The organism is Methylophilus sp. OH31 (genome assembly GCF_000576615.1).
Taxonomy (GTDB): Bacteria; Pseudomonadota; Gammaproteobacteria; order Burkholderiales; family Methylophilaceae; genus Methylophilus.
On the sequence record NZ_BAUS01000002.1, the window covers coordinates 784,962 to 798,447 of the forward strand.

13 protein-coding genes are annotated in these 13,486 nt (G+C 51.9%); 4 read left to right on the plus strand and 9 right to left on the minus strand.

Annotation, left to right across the window (positions count from 1 at the left end):
- Positions 1-16: 16 nt before the first annotated feature.
- The 9 genes from OH31_RS14715 to ndk all read right to left on the minus strand — a co-directional run bounded on the left by OH31_RS14715 (position 17) and on the right by ndk (position 8,705).
- The gene (locus tag OH31_RS14715) at positions 17-826 is read right to left on the minus strand and encodes an ATP-binding cassette domain-containing protein (RefSeq protein WP_024929954.1); all 810 of its coding nucleotides are present in this window, start codon (positions 824-826) and stop codon (positions 17-19) included.
- Positions 827-836: 10 nt separating this feature from the next.
- The gene (locus OH31_RS14720) at positions 837-1,661 is read right to left on the minus strand and encodes an ABC transporter ATP-binding protein (protein WP_081755127.1); all 825 of its coding nucleotides are present in this window, start codon (positions 1,659-1,661) and stop codon (positions 837-839) included.
- Positions 1,658-2,413: an SIMPL domain-containing protein gene (locus OH31_RS05580; protein ID WP_024929955.1), complete on the minus strand. Its 756-nt coding sequence runs from the start codon at positions 2,411-2,413 to the stop codon at positions 1,658-1,660. The genes OH31_RS14720 and OH31_RS05580 overlap by 4 nt, the downstream gene beginning before the upstream one ends.
- A 24-nt stretch (positions 2,414-2,437) precedes the next feature.
- The gene (hisS, locus tag OH31_RS05585) at positions 2,438-3,697 is read right to left on the minus strand and encodes a histidine--tRNA ligase (protein WP_024929956.1); all 1,260 of its coding nucleotides are present in this window, start codon (positions 3,695-3,697) and stop codon (positions 2,438-2,440) included.
- 22 nt (positions 3,698-3,719) lie between these two features.
- Entirely contained in the window at positions 3,720-5,000 is a 1,281-nt protein-coding gene (ispG, locus tag OH31_RS05590; RefSeq protein WP_029512353.1) for a flavodoxin-dependent (E)-4-hydroxy-3-methylbut-2-enyl-diphosphate synthase, read from the minus strand.
- A gap of 2 nt (positions 5,001-5,002) precedes the next feature.
- Positions 5,003-6,238, minus strand: a complete 1,236-nt coding sequence (locus OH31_RS05595) for a RodZ domain-containing protein (RefSeq protein ID WP_024929958.1) — start codon at positions 6,236-6,238, stop codon at positions 5,003-5,005.
- Positions 6,239-7,039, minus strand: coding sequence for a type IV pilus biogenesis/stability protein PilW (pilW, locus tag OH31_RS05600; protein ID WP_024929959.1), 801 nt, complete (start codon positions 7,037-7,039; stop codon positions 6,239-6,241).
- A gap of 3 nt (positions 7,040-7,042) precedes the next feature.
- Entirely contained in the window at positions 7,043-8,167 is a 1,125-nt protein-coding gene (gene rlmN / locus OH31_RS05605) for a 23S rRNA (adenine(2503)-C(2))-methyltransferase RlmN (protein WP_024929960.1), read from the minus strand.
- Between the two features lie 133 nt (positions 8,168-8,300).
- Positions 8,301-8,705, minus strand: a complete 405-nt coding sequence (ndk, locus tag OH31_RS05610; RefSeq protein WP_019882099.1) for a nucleoside-diphosphate kinase — start codon at positions 8,703-8,705, stop codon at positions 8,301-8,303.
- A gap of 289 nt (positions 8,706-8,994) precedes the next feature.
- Here ndk and OH31_RS05615 point away from each other — a divergent pair, with 289 nt between their 5' ends.
- Genes OH31_RS05615 through OH31_RS05630 form a run of 4 tightly spaced genes read left to right on the plus strand, consistent with a single transcriptional unit; the run spans position 8,995 to position 13,461 of the window.
- On the plus strand, positions 8,995-10,203 hold the full coding sequence (locus OH31_RS05615; RefSeq protein ID WP_024929961.1) for a formylmethanofuran dehydrogenase: 1,209 nt from the start codon (positions 8,995-8,997) through the stop codon (positions 10,201-10,203).
- Positions 10,200-11,867 (plus strand): formylmethanofuran dehydrogenase subunit A, encoded by a 1,668-nt coding sequence (locus tag OH31_RS05620; protein ID WP_019882101.1) that lies wholly within the window; start codon positions 10,200-10,202, stop codon positions 11,865-11,867. Before OH31_RS05615 ends, OH31_RS05620 begins: the two co-directional genes overlap by 4 nt.
- A complete protein-coding gene (gene fhcD, locus OH31_RS05625; RefSeq protein WP_024929962.1) occupies positions 11,867-12,793 on the plus strand; it encodes a formylmethanofuran--tetrahydromethanopterin N-formyltransferase in 927 nt (308 codons plus the stop codon). Before OH31_RS05620 ends, fhcD begins: the two co-directional genes overlap by 1 nt.
- Positions 12,790-13,461 (plus strand): formylmethanofuran dehydrogenase, encoded by a 672-nt coding sequence (locus OH31_RS05630; RefSeq protein ID WP_024929963.1) that lies wholly within the window; start codon positions 12,790-12,792, stop codon positions 13,459-13,461. The genes fhcD and OH31_RS05630 overlap by 4 nt, the downstream gene beginning before the upstream one ends.
- Positions 13,462-13,486 lie beyond the last annotated feature (25 nt).

Here is a 13,486-nt window from a genome sequence, read left to right on the forward strand (position 1 = left end):
TTGAATGAAGGTGAGATTAAGCTGTCACAGCGCGTAACCCATGGCCGGGAATCGCGCTAAGTAACTGTTGTGTATATTTTTGCTGGGGAGCATTATAAATGGTTTCTACGCTTCCTTGCTCAATTACTTTGCCTTTTTGCATCACCAGTACGTCGTCTGCAATATGCCTGACCACGCGTAAATCATGGGTGATAAACAAATAACTGAGCCCCATTTCCTGCTGTAATTGCTTGAGCAGTAGCAATATCTGCGCTTGTACCGACACATCCAGTGCGGATACCGGTTCGTCACAAATCAATAATTTTGGTTGCAGTATCAGGGCGCGGGCAATGCCGATACGCTGGCGTTGGCCGCCAGAGAACTGATGCGGATATTTGTGTGCATCCTCAGCTTGCAAGCCGACTTTTTCCAGCATCTGCAGGACGCTGTCCTGTTGTTGCTGTGTATTGCCGATGCCATGGATGACCAGGCCTTCTGCAATAATTTCGCCGACCCGCATTCTGGGGTTGAGTGAAGCAAACGGGTCCTGAAACACCATTTGAATATGGCGGCGCGCGGTGCGTAATGCCGATTTATCCAGGGCCAGGAAGTCCTGACCGTCGAAAATGACTTCACCGCTATCCAACGGTAATAAACGCAAGATGCCGCGTGCCAGAGTAGATTTGCCACTGCCGGATTCACCAACCACTGCCAGAGTAGAGCCTTGTTTGAGTTGCAGGCTGACATCGTCCAATGCGTGTATGGTATGCGCGTGAAGGCCCAAGGTGCCGGTGCGCTGGCGATAGGTTTTATGCAGATGGCGTACTTGCAGCAAAATATCAGTCATGGTGGTTCCATCAGGCTGGCGTCAGCCAGTCATAGGTCATGGGCTGCAACACTTTTTTGCCTTCGGCATCTGGTACGCAGGCAAGCAGGGCGCGTGTATAAGGGTGTTGTGGCGATTGCAGCACTTGCGTCACGCTGCCGAATTCGACAATCTCACCCCTGAACATGACGATGACTTCGTCAGCAATATCGGCGACCACACCGAAATCATGTGTGATGAATAACATGGCCATCTGCAGGCGGTTTTTCAAATCGTCCAGCAAGCGTAATACTTGCGCCTGTACTGTGACATCCAGGGCTGTGGTGGGTTCATCCGCAATCAGTAATACAGGTTCGCAGGCAATGCTCATGGCAATCATCACCCGTTGGCGCTGGCCGCCGGAAAGCTCATCCGGATAGCTGTCTGCCCGTGTGGGATCTATACCAACTTGCTCCAGCAATGCGGCTACTTTTTGTTTGAGCGCCTGACCTTTGAGGCCCAAGTGTGTTTGCAACGGTTCGCCGATTTGAAAACCAATGGTCAGCACCGGATTCAGCGAAGTCATCGGCTCCTGGAAAATCATGCCCATTTGTCTGCCGCGCAGGTGCTGCATGGCGGTTTCATTGAGCTGGCTGATATCCTGGCCCTGAAAAAACACTTGCCCTTGCATGCGCAATTGCGGTGAAAGTAATTTCATGACACTGAGTGCAGTCAGGCTTTTACCGCTACCAGACTCACCGACGATGCAGGTGGTTTTGCCACGTGCCAGGGTCAGTGATACCTGGTTGACCAGCTTGCGCTCAGGTGATTGCGCTGGGCTGATACTGAGTTGATGGATGCGCAGGATTTCTGTCATTCGATGTTATAGACCACAGTCACGACCACGCGCGCAATTTTATCTACAGTAGATTTATCGTAAATGCCACCATAGCTGTTGTCGCTGTCTTCACCGCCGGTGGCAGGCAAAATATAAAACGCGCCCTGGCTGGCAGACTTCATGACGCCTACCTTGACGCCATCTTGTTTAACAAACTCGGTCGCCCGCGTGCGTGCATTTTTGGTTGCATCGGCAATCAGTGACATTTTGACGGTTTCCAGATTGCTGACCAGGAATTCTGGCGGTTGTGAAGTCACTGGGTGATTGTCTGCACGCAAACTTAAAATAGCCTGGTTGGCGGCCGCGATTTTTTTGAGGTCTTTGGTACTGATATGCACACTTTGGTAGCCCTCAAAGCCACGTTGTACCTGGCGCGGGCTGTCATGTACATATTCTTCTTCGTAATGCGGCCCCAGCGTTTGTACATCCACGGTACGCATACTGGAATCCAGGCCTTGCAGGTCTAAAAAGTTTGCCAGTACGGCACGCTCACGATCAATTGCTTGCAGCGTTTCTGCCTGCGTAGGGGCGACCACGCCGATATTAATCGTCCATTGCGCGCGGTCGGCTTTGACTGGTTTTTCTGCCAGGCCTTTGACGGTGATGGATTGCTGGCTGGAGACGGCATGTTTTGCCTGCACGCCAAGAATAAATGCTGCGGACGCCATGCCCACTGCCAGAAGCAGGCCTAATGCCGTCATGGCATTAAAAAAGTGTTTTTGCTCTGACATCCGGCCTCCTATGGCATGAAACAATTAACTGGATTGTACGATGTTCAATACCTGATCAAGACTCACACGTGCTTGTTCGCCTTGTCCCAGCATGGGTTTCAGGCTGAGCTCATTGGCTGCCGCTTCGTCATCGCCTAAAATGGCCGCAAATCTGGCACCACTGCGATCCGCTTTTTTCATCTGCGATTTGAAGCTGCCACCACCGGCGTGCAGTAGCACGTTCAAGCCCATGCTACGCAGACTTTCGGCGACGGTAAAGGCTTTCTGCTCGGCCAGTGCACCGACATTGACCAGATAGATATCTGCCTGGTTACTTGCAGTGACGCCGTATTCTTGCATGAGCAGGAAAACACGCTCCAGGCCGATGCCAAAACCACAGGCAGGCGTTGCGCTACCGCCGATGCGTTCTACCAGAGTATCGTAGCGGCCACCACCGGCAATGGTGCCCTGGGCGCCCAGTTTGGTGGTGACCCATTCGAACACGGTGCGGTTGTAGTAATCGAGCCCGCGCACCAGTCTATGATTAATGGTATAAGCAATGCCTGCCTGGTCGAGCAGGGCGCACAGACGTGCAAAGTGCAGTTTGGAGGTGTCACCCAGGCAATCCATCAATTTAGGCGCTGCTTCGCACATGGCTTGCATGCGTGGATTCTTGGTATCCAGGATACGCAAAGGGTTGCTTTGCAGGCGGCGCTTGGCATCTTCATCCAGCAGGTCTGCGTGCTGCTCAAAATAAGCAATCAGGGTCTGGCGATATTGCGCGCGCTCATCCGCATCACCGATACTATTTAACTGTAATTCAACGTCGGCAATCCCTAGTGCTTGCCATAGCCGTGCTAACAATACAATTTGCTCGGCATCGACATCCGGGCCTTCAAAGCCAAATGCTTCAACACCAATCTGGTGAAATTGGCGCTGGCGGCCTTTTTGCACGTTTTCATGACGGAACATCGGGCCCATATACCACAGGCGCTGTGGGCCATTGTAGGTGAGGTTGTGTTCTACCACCGCGCGTACACAGCCTGCAGTGCCTTCCGGACGCAGGGTCAGTTTGTCGCCGTTGAGTTTGTCTTCCCAGGCATACATTTCTTTTTCAACAATATCGGTGTGCTCACCAACGCTGCGCACAAACAGCTCGGTGGGTTCGACCAGCGGCATGCGGATATTGTTGTAACCATACTGGCCCAGGATACGGCGTGCGGTATCTTCCAGTTTGAACCAGAGCGGCGTGGCCTCCGGCAGAATGTCGTAAAAGCCTTTAATCGATTGAAATTTTTGTGTCATGAGATACTAAAGTGCGATTATTCTAGAGTGCGACGATGGGAATGATGCTGGATTTGGCAGCGCGCAGCTTGCCACCATCGGCGTAATGTGTGCGGACGTATTCGTCCACAATTTGTTGAAACTCTTCGGCGATATGGTCACCTTTGAGGGTGACTGTTTTTTCACCATCGACAAATACTGGCGCGACAGGGACTTCGCCCGTGCCAGGTAAGCTGATGCCAATATTGGCCAGCTTGGATTCACCAGGGCCGTTGACCACGCAGCCCATGACGGCCACATTCAGGGTTTCCACCCCAGGGTATTGGGCGCGCCAGACCGGCATCTGATTACGTAACCAGGTCTGGATTTGTAATGCCAGCTCCTGGAAATAAGTACTGGTGGTGCGGCCGCAGCCAGGGCAGGCCGTGACCAATGGTGTAAATGAGCGTATGCCCATAGTTTGCAGAATTTCCTGCGCAACCACCACCTCTTTGGTACGGGATTCGGTCGGTTCAGGCGTTAATGACACGCGTATGGTGTCGCCTATGCCTTGCTGTAACAAAATGGCTAACGCTGCGGTAGATGCAACAATGCCTTTAGAGCCCATGCCCGCTTCAGTCAGGCCTAAATGCAAAGGGTAATCACAACGTTTGCCCAGTTCCTGGTATACCAGCACCAGGTCTTGTACATTGCTCACTTTGCAAGAAATAATGATTTGATTCGGGCTTAAGCCTAGATCGACCGCTTGTTGCGCGCTTTCCAGTGCAGATTGAATCAGTGCTTCACGCATCAATGCGTCGGCAGATAAGGGATTGGCGGCTTTGCCATTATCATCCATCATCTGCGCCATTTTGGCCTGGTCCAGACTGCCCCAGTTCACACCAATACGCACTGCTTTTTTATAGTGGATGGCGGCTTCAATCATGGCGGCAAACTGTTCGTCACGCTTGCTGCCTTTGCCGACATTGCCTGGATTGATGCGGTATTTTGCCAGTGCTTCGGCGCAGTCCGGATAGGCTTGCAACAGTTTGTGGCCGTTAAAGTGAAAGTCACCTACCAGCGGCACATTGCAGCCAAGTGCATCCAGGCCCTTACGAATGGTTGCGACCTGTGCTGCCGCTTCGGCGCTGTTGACGGTAATACGGACTACTTCTGACCCGGCTTGCCATAGTTCATAAACCTGGGCGATCGTGCCTGCGGCATCTGCCGTGTCAGTGTTGGTCATGCTTTGCACCACCACGGATGCGGTGGACGAGCCTTGCAGGCCACCGCCAACCGCAACGTGTCCAACCATGACCTGAAGGCTGTTTCTACGGGATATCATGGTTATTTCAATTGAATGCGTGCAACGCGGCCACGGGTAGCCTGCGTTAAATCATAAGGCTGGTTATCAATCGTCAGCTGGGTGCCACTGGCATGACCAACTGTGATATTGACCGGTTTTTCGGTTGTGACCTGACGCTCAGAACCCGCAGGCATTACTTCGCTAAATACTTTCTTGCCTTGCATATCCTCAATACGAACCCAGGAGTCTTCATTGACTTTAAACACCAGGCTGGCTTTTTGCGGCTCGCTGGCTTGCAGGGTGGTACTTTCTGCGGCCTGCGTGGTGGCTGGCGTAGGCGTGCTCACAATGGTGTTATTGGCAATCGCGTTATTCGCAGACAGTGTATTGGCTGCATTGCTTGTTGCGTCATTGCCAGTCACTGTTGCTGCCGGCACTGCGTTGTCGACAGTCGTTGTCGTGCTGGCATCTACATTTTCTGTGACTGGAGCAACTGTTGTTGTGGCTGGCGCGGGCGCAGCTTCAGGTGCCGGGATGGCAATTTCCTGGCCGGTGGTTTCACCGATTTCATCTACATCAAGTGCTAAAGCGGCATCTTTCAAGGCTTGAGGCTTGATATGGTTGATATAAAAATAGGCCGCAATGCCTGCCAGAATCAGGAAGATCAGGAATGTTAACAGCCGTTGCGGGCGAAACACAGGTACCGGCTTATCGATCACTGATCGGCTGGCATTAGAGCGTACGCTGAGTGGCAACGGTGCTTTGTTGGGCACGATGCGCTGATAGGCTTCAAGAATTGGGTTGACGTCGATATTGAGCAAGCGCGCATAATTGCGAATAAAACCACGCACAATGCTTGGCTGTGGCAATTTCTCAAAGTCATCCTGCTCAATCGCCTGAATCTGTTTGATGCCCAGTCTCAGTTGGCTGCATACCTCATGTATGCTCAGGCCTTGTGCTTCACGCGCCGCTTTCAGCACGTTGCCGCAACCTGAACCATAGGCCAGGGTGGCACTTGCTGGTTGTGGGGCGCTCTCTAATGCCATCGCAGCACCATATTCTTCAGGGGCATCAGATGCCGGCGTGTGTTCGGCAGAGGTTGTCGTCTGGATAAATTCATCACTGGCTTGTCCCTGCTGACTCTCCATGGCCACCTGGTAGGCCTGGCCAGATACCTGGTCGGTCTCTGCCTTGCGTTTACGACCGCGTTTAGGCTTGTCTGTTGCCTCTGCCGGTACAGGATTGACGTTGGTTTTGTCTTCTGACGTCACGTGCATTTACTCCATTTTCAGCAATTGTTTGGTTTCGTTGGCATTGGGGAACAATTTATGCAATTGAACGCTGTAGTAGCTGGCATCATCCGGCATTTGCAATGCCCGGCAAATGCGTACTGCCAAAAATAATGACTCTGGTGTGGGGGCAACGTTTACACTATTTTGCAAGGTATTCAACGCCAGTGCTGGTTCGCCACGTGAAAATTGCAGATTGGCCAGTTGATAGGCACTGGCGTGCGCCAATGGATCGACTTGCAAGGCGTGAAAGAAATAGTTCTCTGCCTGGGTTTTCTGTTGTGCACGCAAGGCACAGACGCCCGCATTGTAAAGCGCAATTTGTGGTGTTTTATACAGCGGGTTTTTCACCGCCTGCATAAATTCTTTTTGTGAGGCGTCATATTTGCCCTGGTCGCACAAAAAACGACCATAGTTATTATGCGATTCGGAGTTTGCCGGTTGTAGCTGGATCGCGCGTTTAAACGCTTCTTCAGCGCGGCCTTGTTCGCCAAGGGCGGCGTATACCAGGCCCAGGCCATTGTAAGCAAGTGCATAGTTGGGGCTACGCTCAACGGCCGTGTTGAACTCTTCCAGGGCGACTTCATAACGTCTGAGGCGAAAATATTCTGCGCCTAATTCTGTGTGCACGCGTGCAGATTCCACATCGCCGGTTTCGCGGCCGATGGGTTGCTGTTCATACGGTGAGTTATTGCTATTCGACGATGGGTTTTGCGCACAACCTGTCAGCCACAGCGCAGAGGCCAGGGTAAGCATGACCGCGGATGGCGTGAAGAAGGTTGTTTTCATGGCTTACTGTTCCGGATGAATCGCAATGGTTTTTTCTGTACGTCGGGTTTTGTCCAGCACCTTGCCAGCAAGTTGTCCGCAGGCAGCATCAATATCATCGCCGCGTGTTTTGCGCACAGTCACGACAAACCCTGCCTGCATTAACATATCACGAAACGCGCGCACCTGCATCGGTTTGGACGTGCCGTAACCGCTGTTAGGAAACGGGTTAAAAGGAATCAGGTTAAATTTGCACGGCACATTGCGCACAATATTAATCAATTGCTTGGCATGTTCCAGCGTGTCATTCACGCCATCCAGCATCACATATTCAAACGTCACAAAGTCACGTGGTGCTTTGACCAGGTAACGCTCACAGGCAGCCATCAGGTCTTTGATCGGATATTTCTTATTGATGGGCACAATCTCGTCGCGCAAGGCGTCGTTAGGCGCATGCAGGGAAACAGCCAAAGCGACCGGGCAGTCTTCTTTCAAGCGATCCATCGCTGGCACCATGCCGCTGGTCGAGAGTGTCACGCGACGGCGGCTAAGGCCATAGGCGCTGTCATCCAGCATGATCTGCATGGCGGTGACCACGTTGTCATAGTTGGCCAACGGCTCACCCATGCCCATCATCACCACGTTGGAAATGATGCGCTCGCCGGGTGGCAGCAAATCGTAGCCTGGCGCCTGGCGCAAGGCATGATTGGCAATCCACAACTGGCCGATGATTTCGGACACATTGAGGTTGCGGTTAAACCCCTGGCGACCCGTGCTGCAGAATGTGCATTCCAATGCACAGCCCACCTGGCTGGAAATACACAGCGTGCCACGGTCATCTTCTGGGATAAAAACGGTTTCTACACTATTGCTGGTGCCGTCTTTAAGGTTGTTGGTGCCGACCAGCCATTTGCGCGTGCCATCATCAGACACTTGCTCCAGCTGGATATCCGGCAGTTTGAATTCGGTTTCCTGGCGCAGTTTTTCGCGCAGGGTTTTGGCAATATCGGTCATCTGTTCGAGATCAAGAATCCCGAAATGATGCATCCAGCGCATCAATTGCTTGGCGCGAAAAGGCTTCTCGCCGAGGCTTGCAAAGTACTCGGCGAGTTGCGGTTGGTTAAAGTTGAGTAAGTTAACCGGGTTCATTTCTTATACTAAAATCAATTAAGCTTCTAAATGAGACAAGGCGCGCGTAAAAAATGATGACGCCGCATACATGTGAGTATGCAAGGAAATCATTTTTTGCAAGCAACGCCGTATCATGACGAAGATTAATTGATTATCCGAAGAAGTATTTGATTTCGATGGCTGCATTTTCCAGCGAATCGGAACCGTGCACAGCGTTAGCATCAATGCTTTCAGCGAAGTCAGCACGGATAGTGCCTGGCGCTGCATCTTTAGGGTTAGTTGCACCCATCAGTTCGCGGTGTTTCAATACTGCGTTTTCGCCTTCCAGCGCTTGGATCATCACTGGACCGGAAATCATGAATTTCACCAGGTCGTTGAAGAAAGGACGCTCTTTGTGCACAGCGTAAAAGCCTTCAGCTTCTGCTTGTGTCAATTGTGCGAATTTAGCAGCCACGATTTTCAAACCGGCGTTTTCAAAACGGGTGTAGATTTGACCAATCACGTTTTTTGCAACTGCGTCTGGTTTGATAATGCTGAGTGTGCGCTCTAAAGCCATGAGAACTCCAAATAATTAATTAACAAGAAAAACAAACGACTATTCTACTATTTTTAACGTGATTGATAAACCGCATTCATGCACCTAAGTCGTATTCACACACCTAAGTGATGACTTGTATCCGTTTATTGCTTTAAATAGCAGGCATTCATTGCTTTATTTTTTTTATCTATCCCAGTGAGTTGTTTTATGATGTGCTAAGCGAGTTGTTTTATGATGTGATGGTTTCTAACGATCACGTGCATATTCGCCATTGAGATGGACGATCAAAACGAGAGACCTATAAGCCATGACAAATCAACAAGACAGTATGCATGCATGCCCGGCCTGTGGCTTGCTATGTGACGATATTTCGGGGGATGCCATTGCCAGACAGCAGTTTTCGTGTGGTAAGGCAGCAAAATTCTATGCGCGGGTGAGCGCAGGTGCAGCGCCAGCGGTGGGTGGCCGTGCTGCGTCACTGACGGAAGCAGTGAAGTCGGCAGCGGCTTTGCTCAAGCAGGCAAGCGCACCACTGGTGGCGGGCAGCAGTACTGATGTCCATGGGGCACGCGCACTGGTCAGCCTGTCTCATGCGACCGGTGCGGCCATGACGCATATCAACGCCAGCAGCACTTTGCGCAATATGAAGGTGTTGCAACATCGCGGCTGGCAGACGACGACGCTGACAGAAGTACGCAACCGCGCTGATGTGATTCTGATGATAGGCACGGATGTCGTTAGCCATAACACCCGATTCTTTGAACGCGTGGTGTGGGTGGATGAAGCCATGTTTACCGAACCCGCTGCACGCAAGATTATTTACCTGGGTGGCGATAAGCTGAATACCAAGCCTGGCGTTGCGCCAGATGGGCGTGCCCCTGAGGTGATTGCCTGTGCTTCTGAGTCTTTGCCAGAAGTCGTCGCTACTTTGCGCGCGCTGGTGATGGGTAAGCCCGTGACGGCTGAAACCGTCGCCGGTGTGGCGGTGAGCAGTTTGAAATCACTGGCGGACACTTTGAAAACCGCCAAATATGCGACGCTGGTATGGGTATCCAAAGACCTGCATTACGCGCACGCTGAACTCACGATTGAAAATATGACTGAAACTGTGGTTGCGCTAAACCAGAAGAGCCGTGCCATGGGCTTATCCATGGGCGGTAGTGATGGTGACACCAGTGTGAATTATGTGCATACCTGGCTCAACGGCGTCATTATTGATGCGCCGGAATGGGAAAGTCATGATGCCGTTGTGTGGGTGAATAGCTACAGCCCCAATGCCATGCCGCCTGCAGGCACAGCCCCAGTGATTGTACTGGGCGCGCCTGACAGCACATTTGACAGGACACCTGCCGTGTTTATCCCGGTGGCGACGCCAGGCCTGGATTGTAACGGCCAACAATTTCGTGTCGACGGTTCGGTGACTTTGCCACTGACCGCAGCCAAGCCTTCTGACTTGCCAACTTTGTCGCAAGTAGTGGCCCTGATAGAAGCCCAATTAAAAGGAGATTTGGCATGATTACGCTACTCAAAAATGCCAAAGTGATTGATCCTGCCCACCACAAAGATGGCGTGGTACAGGATATTTATATCCGCGATGGCCGTATTATCGCCAAACCGGCCGACAGTGAAAAAATCGGCCAGGTACACGACCTCAATGGCAAAATCGTCATGGCCGGTGCCATTGATATGCATAGCCATATTGGCGGCGGTAAGGTCAATATCGCACGTATGCTGCTGCCGGAATATCAGGCCATGCGCAAACTGGACGAACCTGAAGCACATATTTGTGGTGCCAACTGTAGCCACCACGCGACGCCGAATACCACTGATACCGGTATGCGCTATATCGAGATGGGCTACACCGCGGCGTTTGAACCGGCAATTCTGGCGGTGAATGCACGTCAGGCGCATATGGAGATGGGTGATACGCCCATGATCGATAAAGGCGGTTACGCCATGCTGGGTAACGATGATTACCTGTTGCGCCTGCTGAGCCAGAACGCCGACCAGAAAACCATTAATGACTACGTGGCGTGGACCTTGCACGCGACGCAAACCATCGGTATTAAAGTGGTCAACCCCGGCGGTATTTCTGCTTTCAAGTTTAATGAGCGTCGCCAGGATTTAGACCAGCAACATAGCTATTACCACATTACGCCGCGCCGTATCTTGCAGGCCTTGAGCCGCGCCGTGAACGAGATTGGCATTGCCAAGCCCTTGCATGTGCACTGTAACAACCTGGGCGTGGCCGGTAACTTCCAGACTACGCTGGATACCATGGGGGCCAGCGATGGCTTGCCCATGCATTTGACGCATATCCAGTTTCACAGCTACGGCACCGAGGGTGACAAAAAGTTTTCTTCTGCTGCGGCCAATATTGCGGAAGCGATCAACAGTAACAAACACATTACTGCCGATGTCGGCCAGATCCTGTTCGGGCAAACAGTCACCGCCTCTGGTGACAATATGATGCAGCATTTAAACGCCAAAGTTGCCAATCCGAAAAAGTCGGTGATTATGGACATTGAGTGCGATGCTGGCTGTGGTGTCGTGCCATTTAAATACCGCGATGAAAACTACGTCAATGCCTTGCAATGGGCGATTGGCCTCGAAGTGTTCTTGAGTGTCGATGATCCTTGGCGCGTGTTCCTGACTACCGATCACCCGAATGGCGCACCGTTTACCAGCTATCCGCACCTGATCCGTTTGCTCATGGATAAAACCTTCCGTAATGATGCTTTTGATAAGCTCAATCTGGATGCGCAGGCCATGAGTAATCTGAAATCATTGGATCGCGAATACAGTTTGTATGAAATCGCTACCATGACACGTTCAGCACCAGCCAAATTGATTGGCCTGCAAGACCGCGGTCATCTGGGCATAGGCGCAGCGGCAGATATTACGGTGTATACCGATCAGGCCGATAAAGAAGCCATGTTTGCCAAACCTGACCTGGTGTTTAAAGACGGAGAACTGGTGGTAAAAGAGGGCAAGGTGGTGAAAGTAGTGTGGGGCGCAACGCATACCGCCAAGCCTTCGTTTGATGTGGGCGTTGAAAAAGACATCAAGCAGTATTTTGACCGCTACCACACCATGCAAATGAATAATTTTAAAATTTCCAATGACCAGATTGCGGAAGATGGCCGCAACCATGTCATTAACCATACGCAGGGGTCATGATGGTTATTAACGGAGTAGAGATTGACGATACCTTTGCCGAAGCATTCAATATGCGCGGTACGCGTATCCTGATTACCGCGCAAAATCTGCGCTGGGCGTATAACGCCGCCAATGCCATGACTGGTTTTGCCACCAGCGTGATTGGCTGCGGCGTAGAGGCGGGCATCGAGCGTGAATTGACTGCAGATGAAACGCCGGATGGCCGTCCAGGCCTTAGCGTGCTGATGTTCGCCATGGGCAGCAAAGTGCTGATGCAGCAACTGGAAACGCGCATGGGACAATGTATTTTGACTTGCCCGACAGCGGCTGCGTTTGCCGGTATAGAGTCTGAAGACATGATCAGCCTGGGTAAGCATTTACGCTTTTTTGGCGATGGCCACCAGGTGTCCAAACAAATCCCGGATGCTTCGGGCAAACTCAAGCGCTACTGGCGTATCCCGGTCATGGATGGTGAATTTTTAACAGAAGAAACCACCGGTATGGTGCGTGCCATTGGCGGCGGCAACTTCCTGGTGTTAGGTGCCAGCCAGGCACAGGTGCTCACTGCCTGCGAAGCAGCGATCGATGCCATGCGTAAACTGCCTAACGTGATTATGCCTTTCCCGGGCGGCGTGGTGCGCTCTGGCTCCAAGGTGGGTAGTAAATACCCGAAAATGTTCGCCAGTACCAATGATGCATTCTGCCCGACGCTCAAAGGCGTCGTGAAAAGCGAGCTCGATCCGCGCGTCGAAAGCGTGATGGAAATTGTGGTCAACGGCCTGACGTTTGAAGATATTGCGCTTTCCATGAAAGCAGGTATTGAAGCGGCCTGTCGCTTGGGCAAGGAGAACGGCATTTTTCGTGTTTCTGCCGGTAATTACGGCGGCAAATTAGGTCAACATCACTTTAAACTGCGGCCAATTTTAAGCGGGGAGGTCACCGCATGAGTCACATCACTTTAACGGCGAAAGCTGTCTCTCGCAGTGTCGATTGCCACACTTTATTGCCACAAGCCTTACAAGGCAAAACCGTGGCTGAGATTGCAGCCATGAAACTGGCTGCAAACTTAAGCGTGGCTGATGTGTTTGAAGTCAATGTAGATACGGTTTCAGAAGCGCCAGCCGTGACATTTAAAAACACCACTTCTGCCCATCAATATATTGGCTTTGGCATGACCAGCGGACAAATTAACGTGACAGGGGATGCCGGAGATTTTTTAGGTTCGCAACTGCAAAACGGCGTGTTGATTTGCAAAGGTAACGCCGGCGCCCGCGCAGGCGACCGTATGCGTCGTGGCATGTTGCTGATTGAAGGTAACGCCGGTGATTATTGTGCTTCTGACATGATGGCTGGCACGCTGGGTGTGCTTGGTACAACGGGCGCATACCTGGGTTATGGCATGAAGCGTGGTACCTTGTTATTGGCGAACACACCGGCCGCGCAAGCGACCTGGATAGACTGTGGTTTTCACACACTGCCTTTCCTCAATATCTTGTATAAGTCTTTCAAGCGACTGGATAGCCGCTTTGCACAGGTCAGCAGCCAACGCGTGCAGCGCTGGATGGGCGATATGGGCGGCCTGGGCAAAGCTGAAATTCTGGTGATCCAGCCTTAAGAGACTGCTTTTGCGATGATTGATG

Bases quoted from the DNA above. Each gene is read 5' to 3' on its own strand.
- OH31_RS14715 (WP_024929954.1), bottom strand. From the start codon at position 826: ATGACTGATATTTTGCTGCAAGTACGCCATCTGCATAAAACCTATCGC.
- OH31_RS14720 (WP_081755127.1), bottom strand. From the start codon at position 1,661: ATGACAGAAATCCTGCGCATCCATCAACTCAGTATCAGCCCAGCGCAA.
- OH31_RS05580 (WP_024929955.1), bottom strand. From the start codon at position 2,413: ATGTCAGAGCAAAAACACTTTTTTAATGCCATGACGGCATTAGGCCTG.
- hisS (WP_024929956.1), bottom strand. From the start codon at position 3,697: ATGACACAAAAATTTCAATCGATTAAAGGCTTTTACGACATTCTGCCG.
- ispG (WP_029512353.1), bottom strand. From the start codon at position 5,000: ATGATATCCCGTAGAAACAGCCTTCAGGTCATGGTTGGACACGTTGCG.
- OH31_RS05595 (WP_024929958.1), bottom strand. From the start codon at position 6,238: ATGCACGTGACGTCAGAAGACAAAACCAACGTCAATCCTGTACCGGCA.
- pilW (WP_024929959.1), bottom strand. From the start codon at position 7,039: ATGAAAACAACCTTCTTCACGCCATCCGCGGTCATGCTTACCCTGGCC.
- rlmN (WP_024929960.1), bottom strand. From the start codon at position 8,167: ATGAACCCGGTTAACTTACTCAACTTTAACCAACCGCAACTCGCCGAG.
- ndk (WP_019882099.1), bottom strand. From the start codon at position 8,705: ATGGCTTTAGAGCGCACACTCAGCATTATCAAACCAGACGCAGTTGCA.
- OH31_RS05615 (WP_024929961.1), top strand. From the start codon at position 8,995: ATGACAAATCAACAAGACAGTATGCATGCATGCCCGGCCTGTGGCTTG.
- OH31_RS05620 (WP_019882101.1), top strand. From the start codon at position 10,200: ATGATTACGCTACTCAAAAATGCCAAAGTGATTGATCCTGCCCACCAC.
- fhcD (WP_024929962.1), top strand. From the start codon at position 11,867: ATGGTTATTAACGGAGTAGAGATTGACGATACCTTTGCCGAAGCATTC.
- OH31_RS05630 (WP_024929963.1), top strand. From the start codon at position 12,790: ATGAGTCACATCACTTTAACGGCGAAAGCTGTCTCTCGCAGTGTCGAT.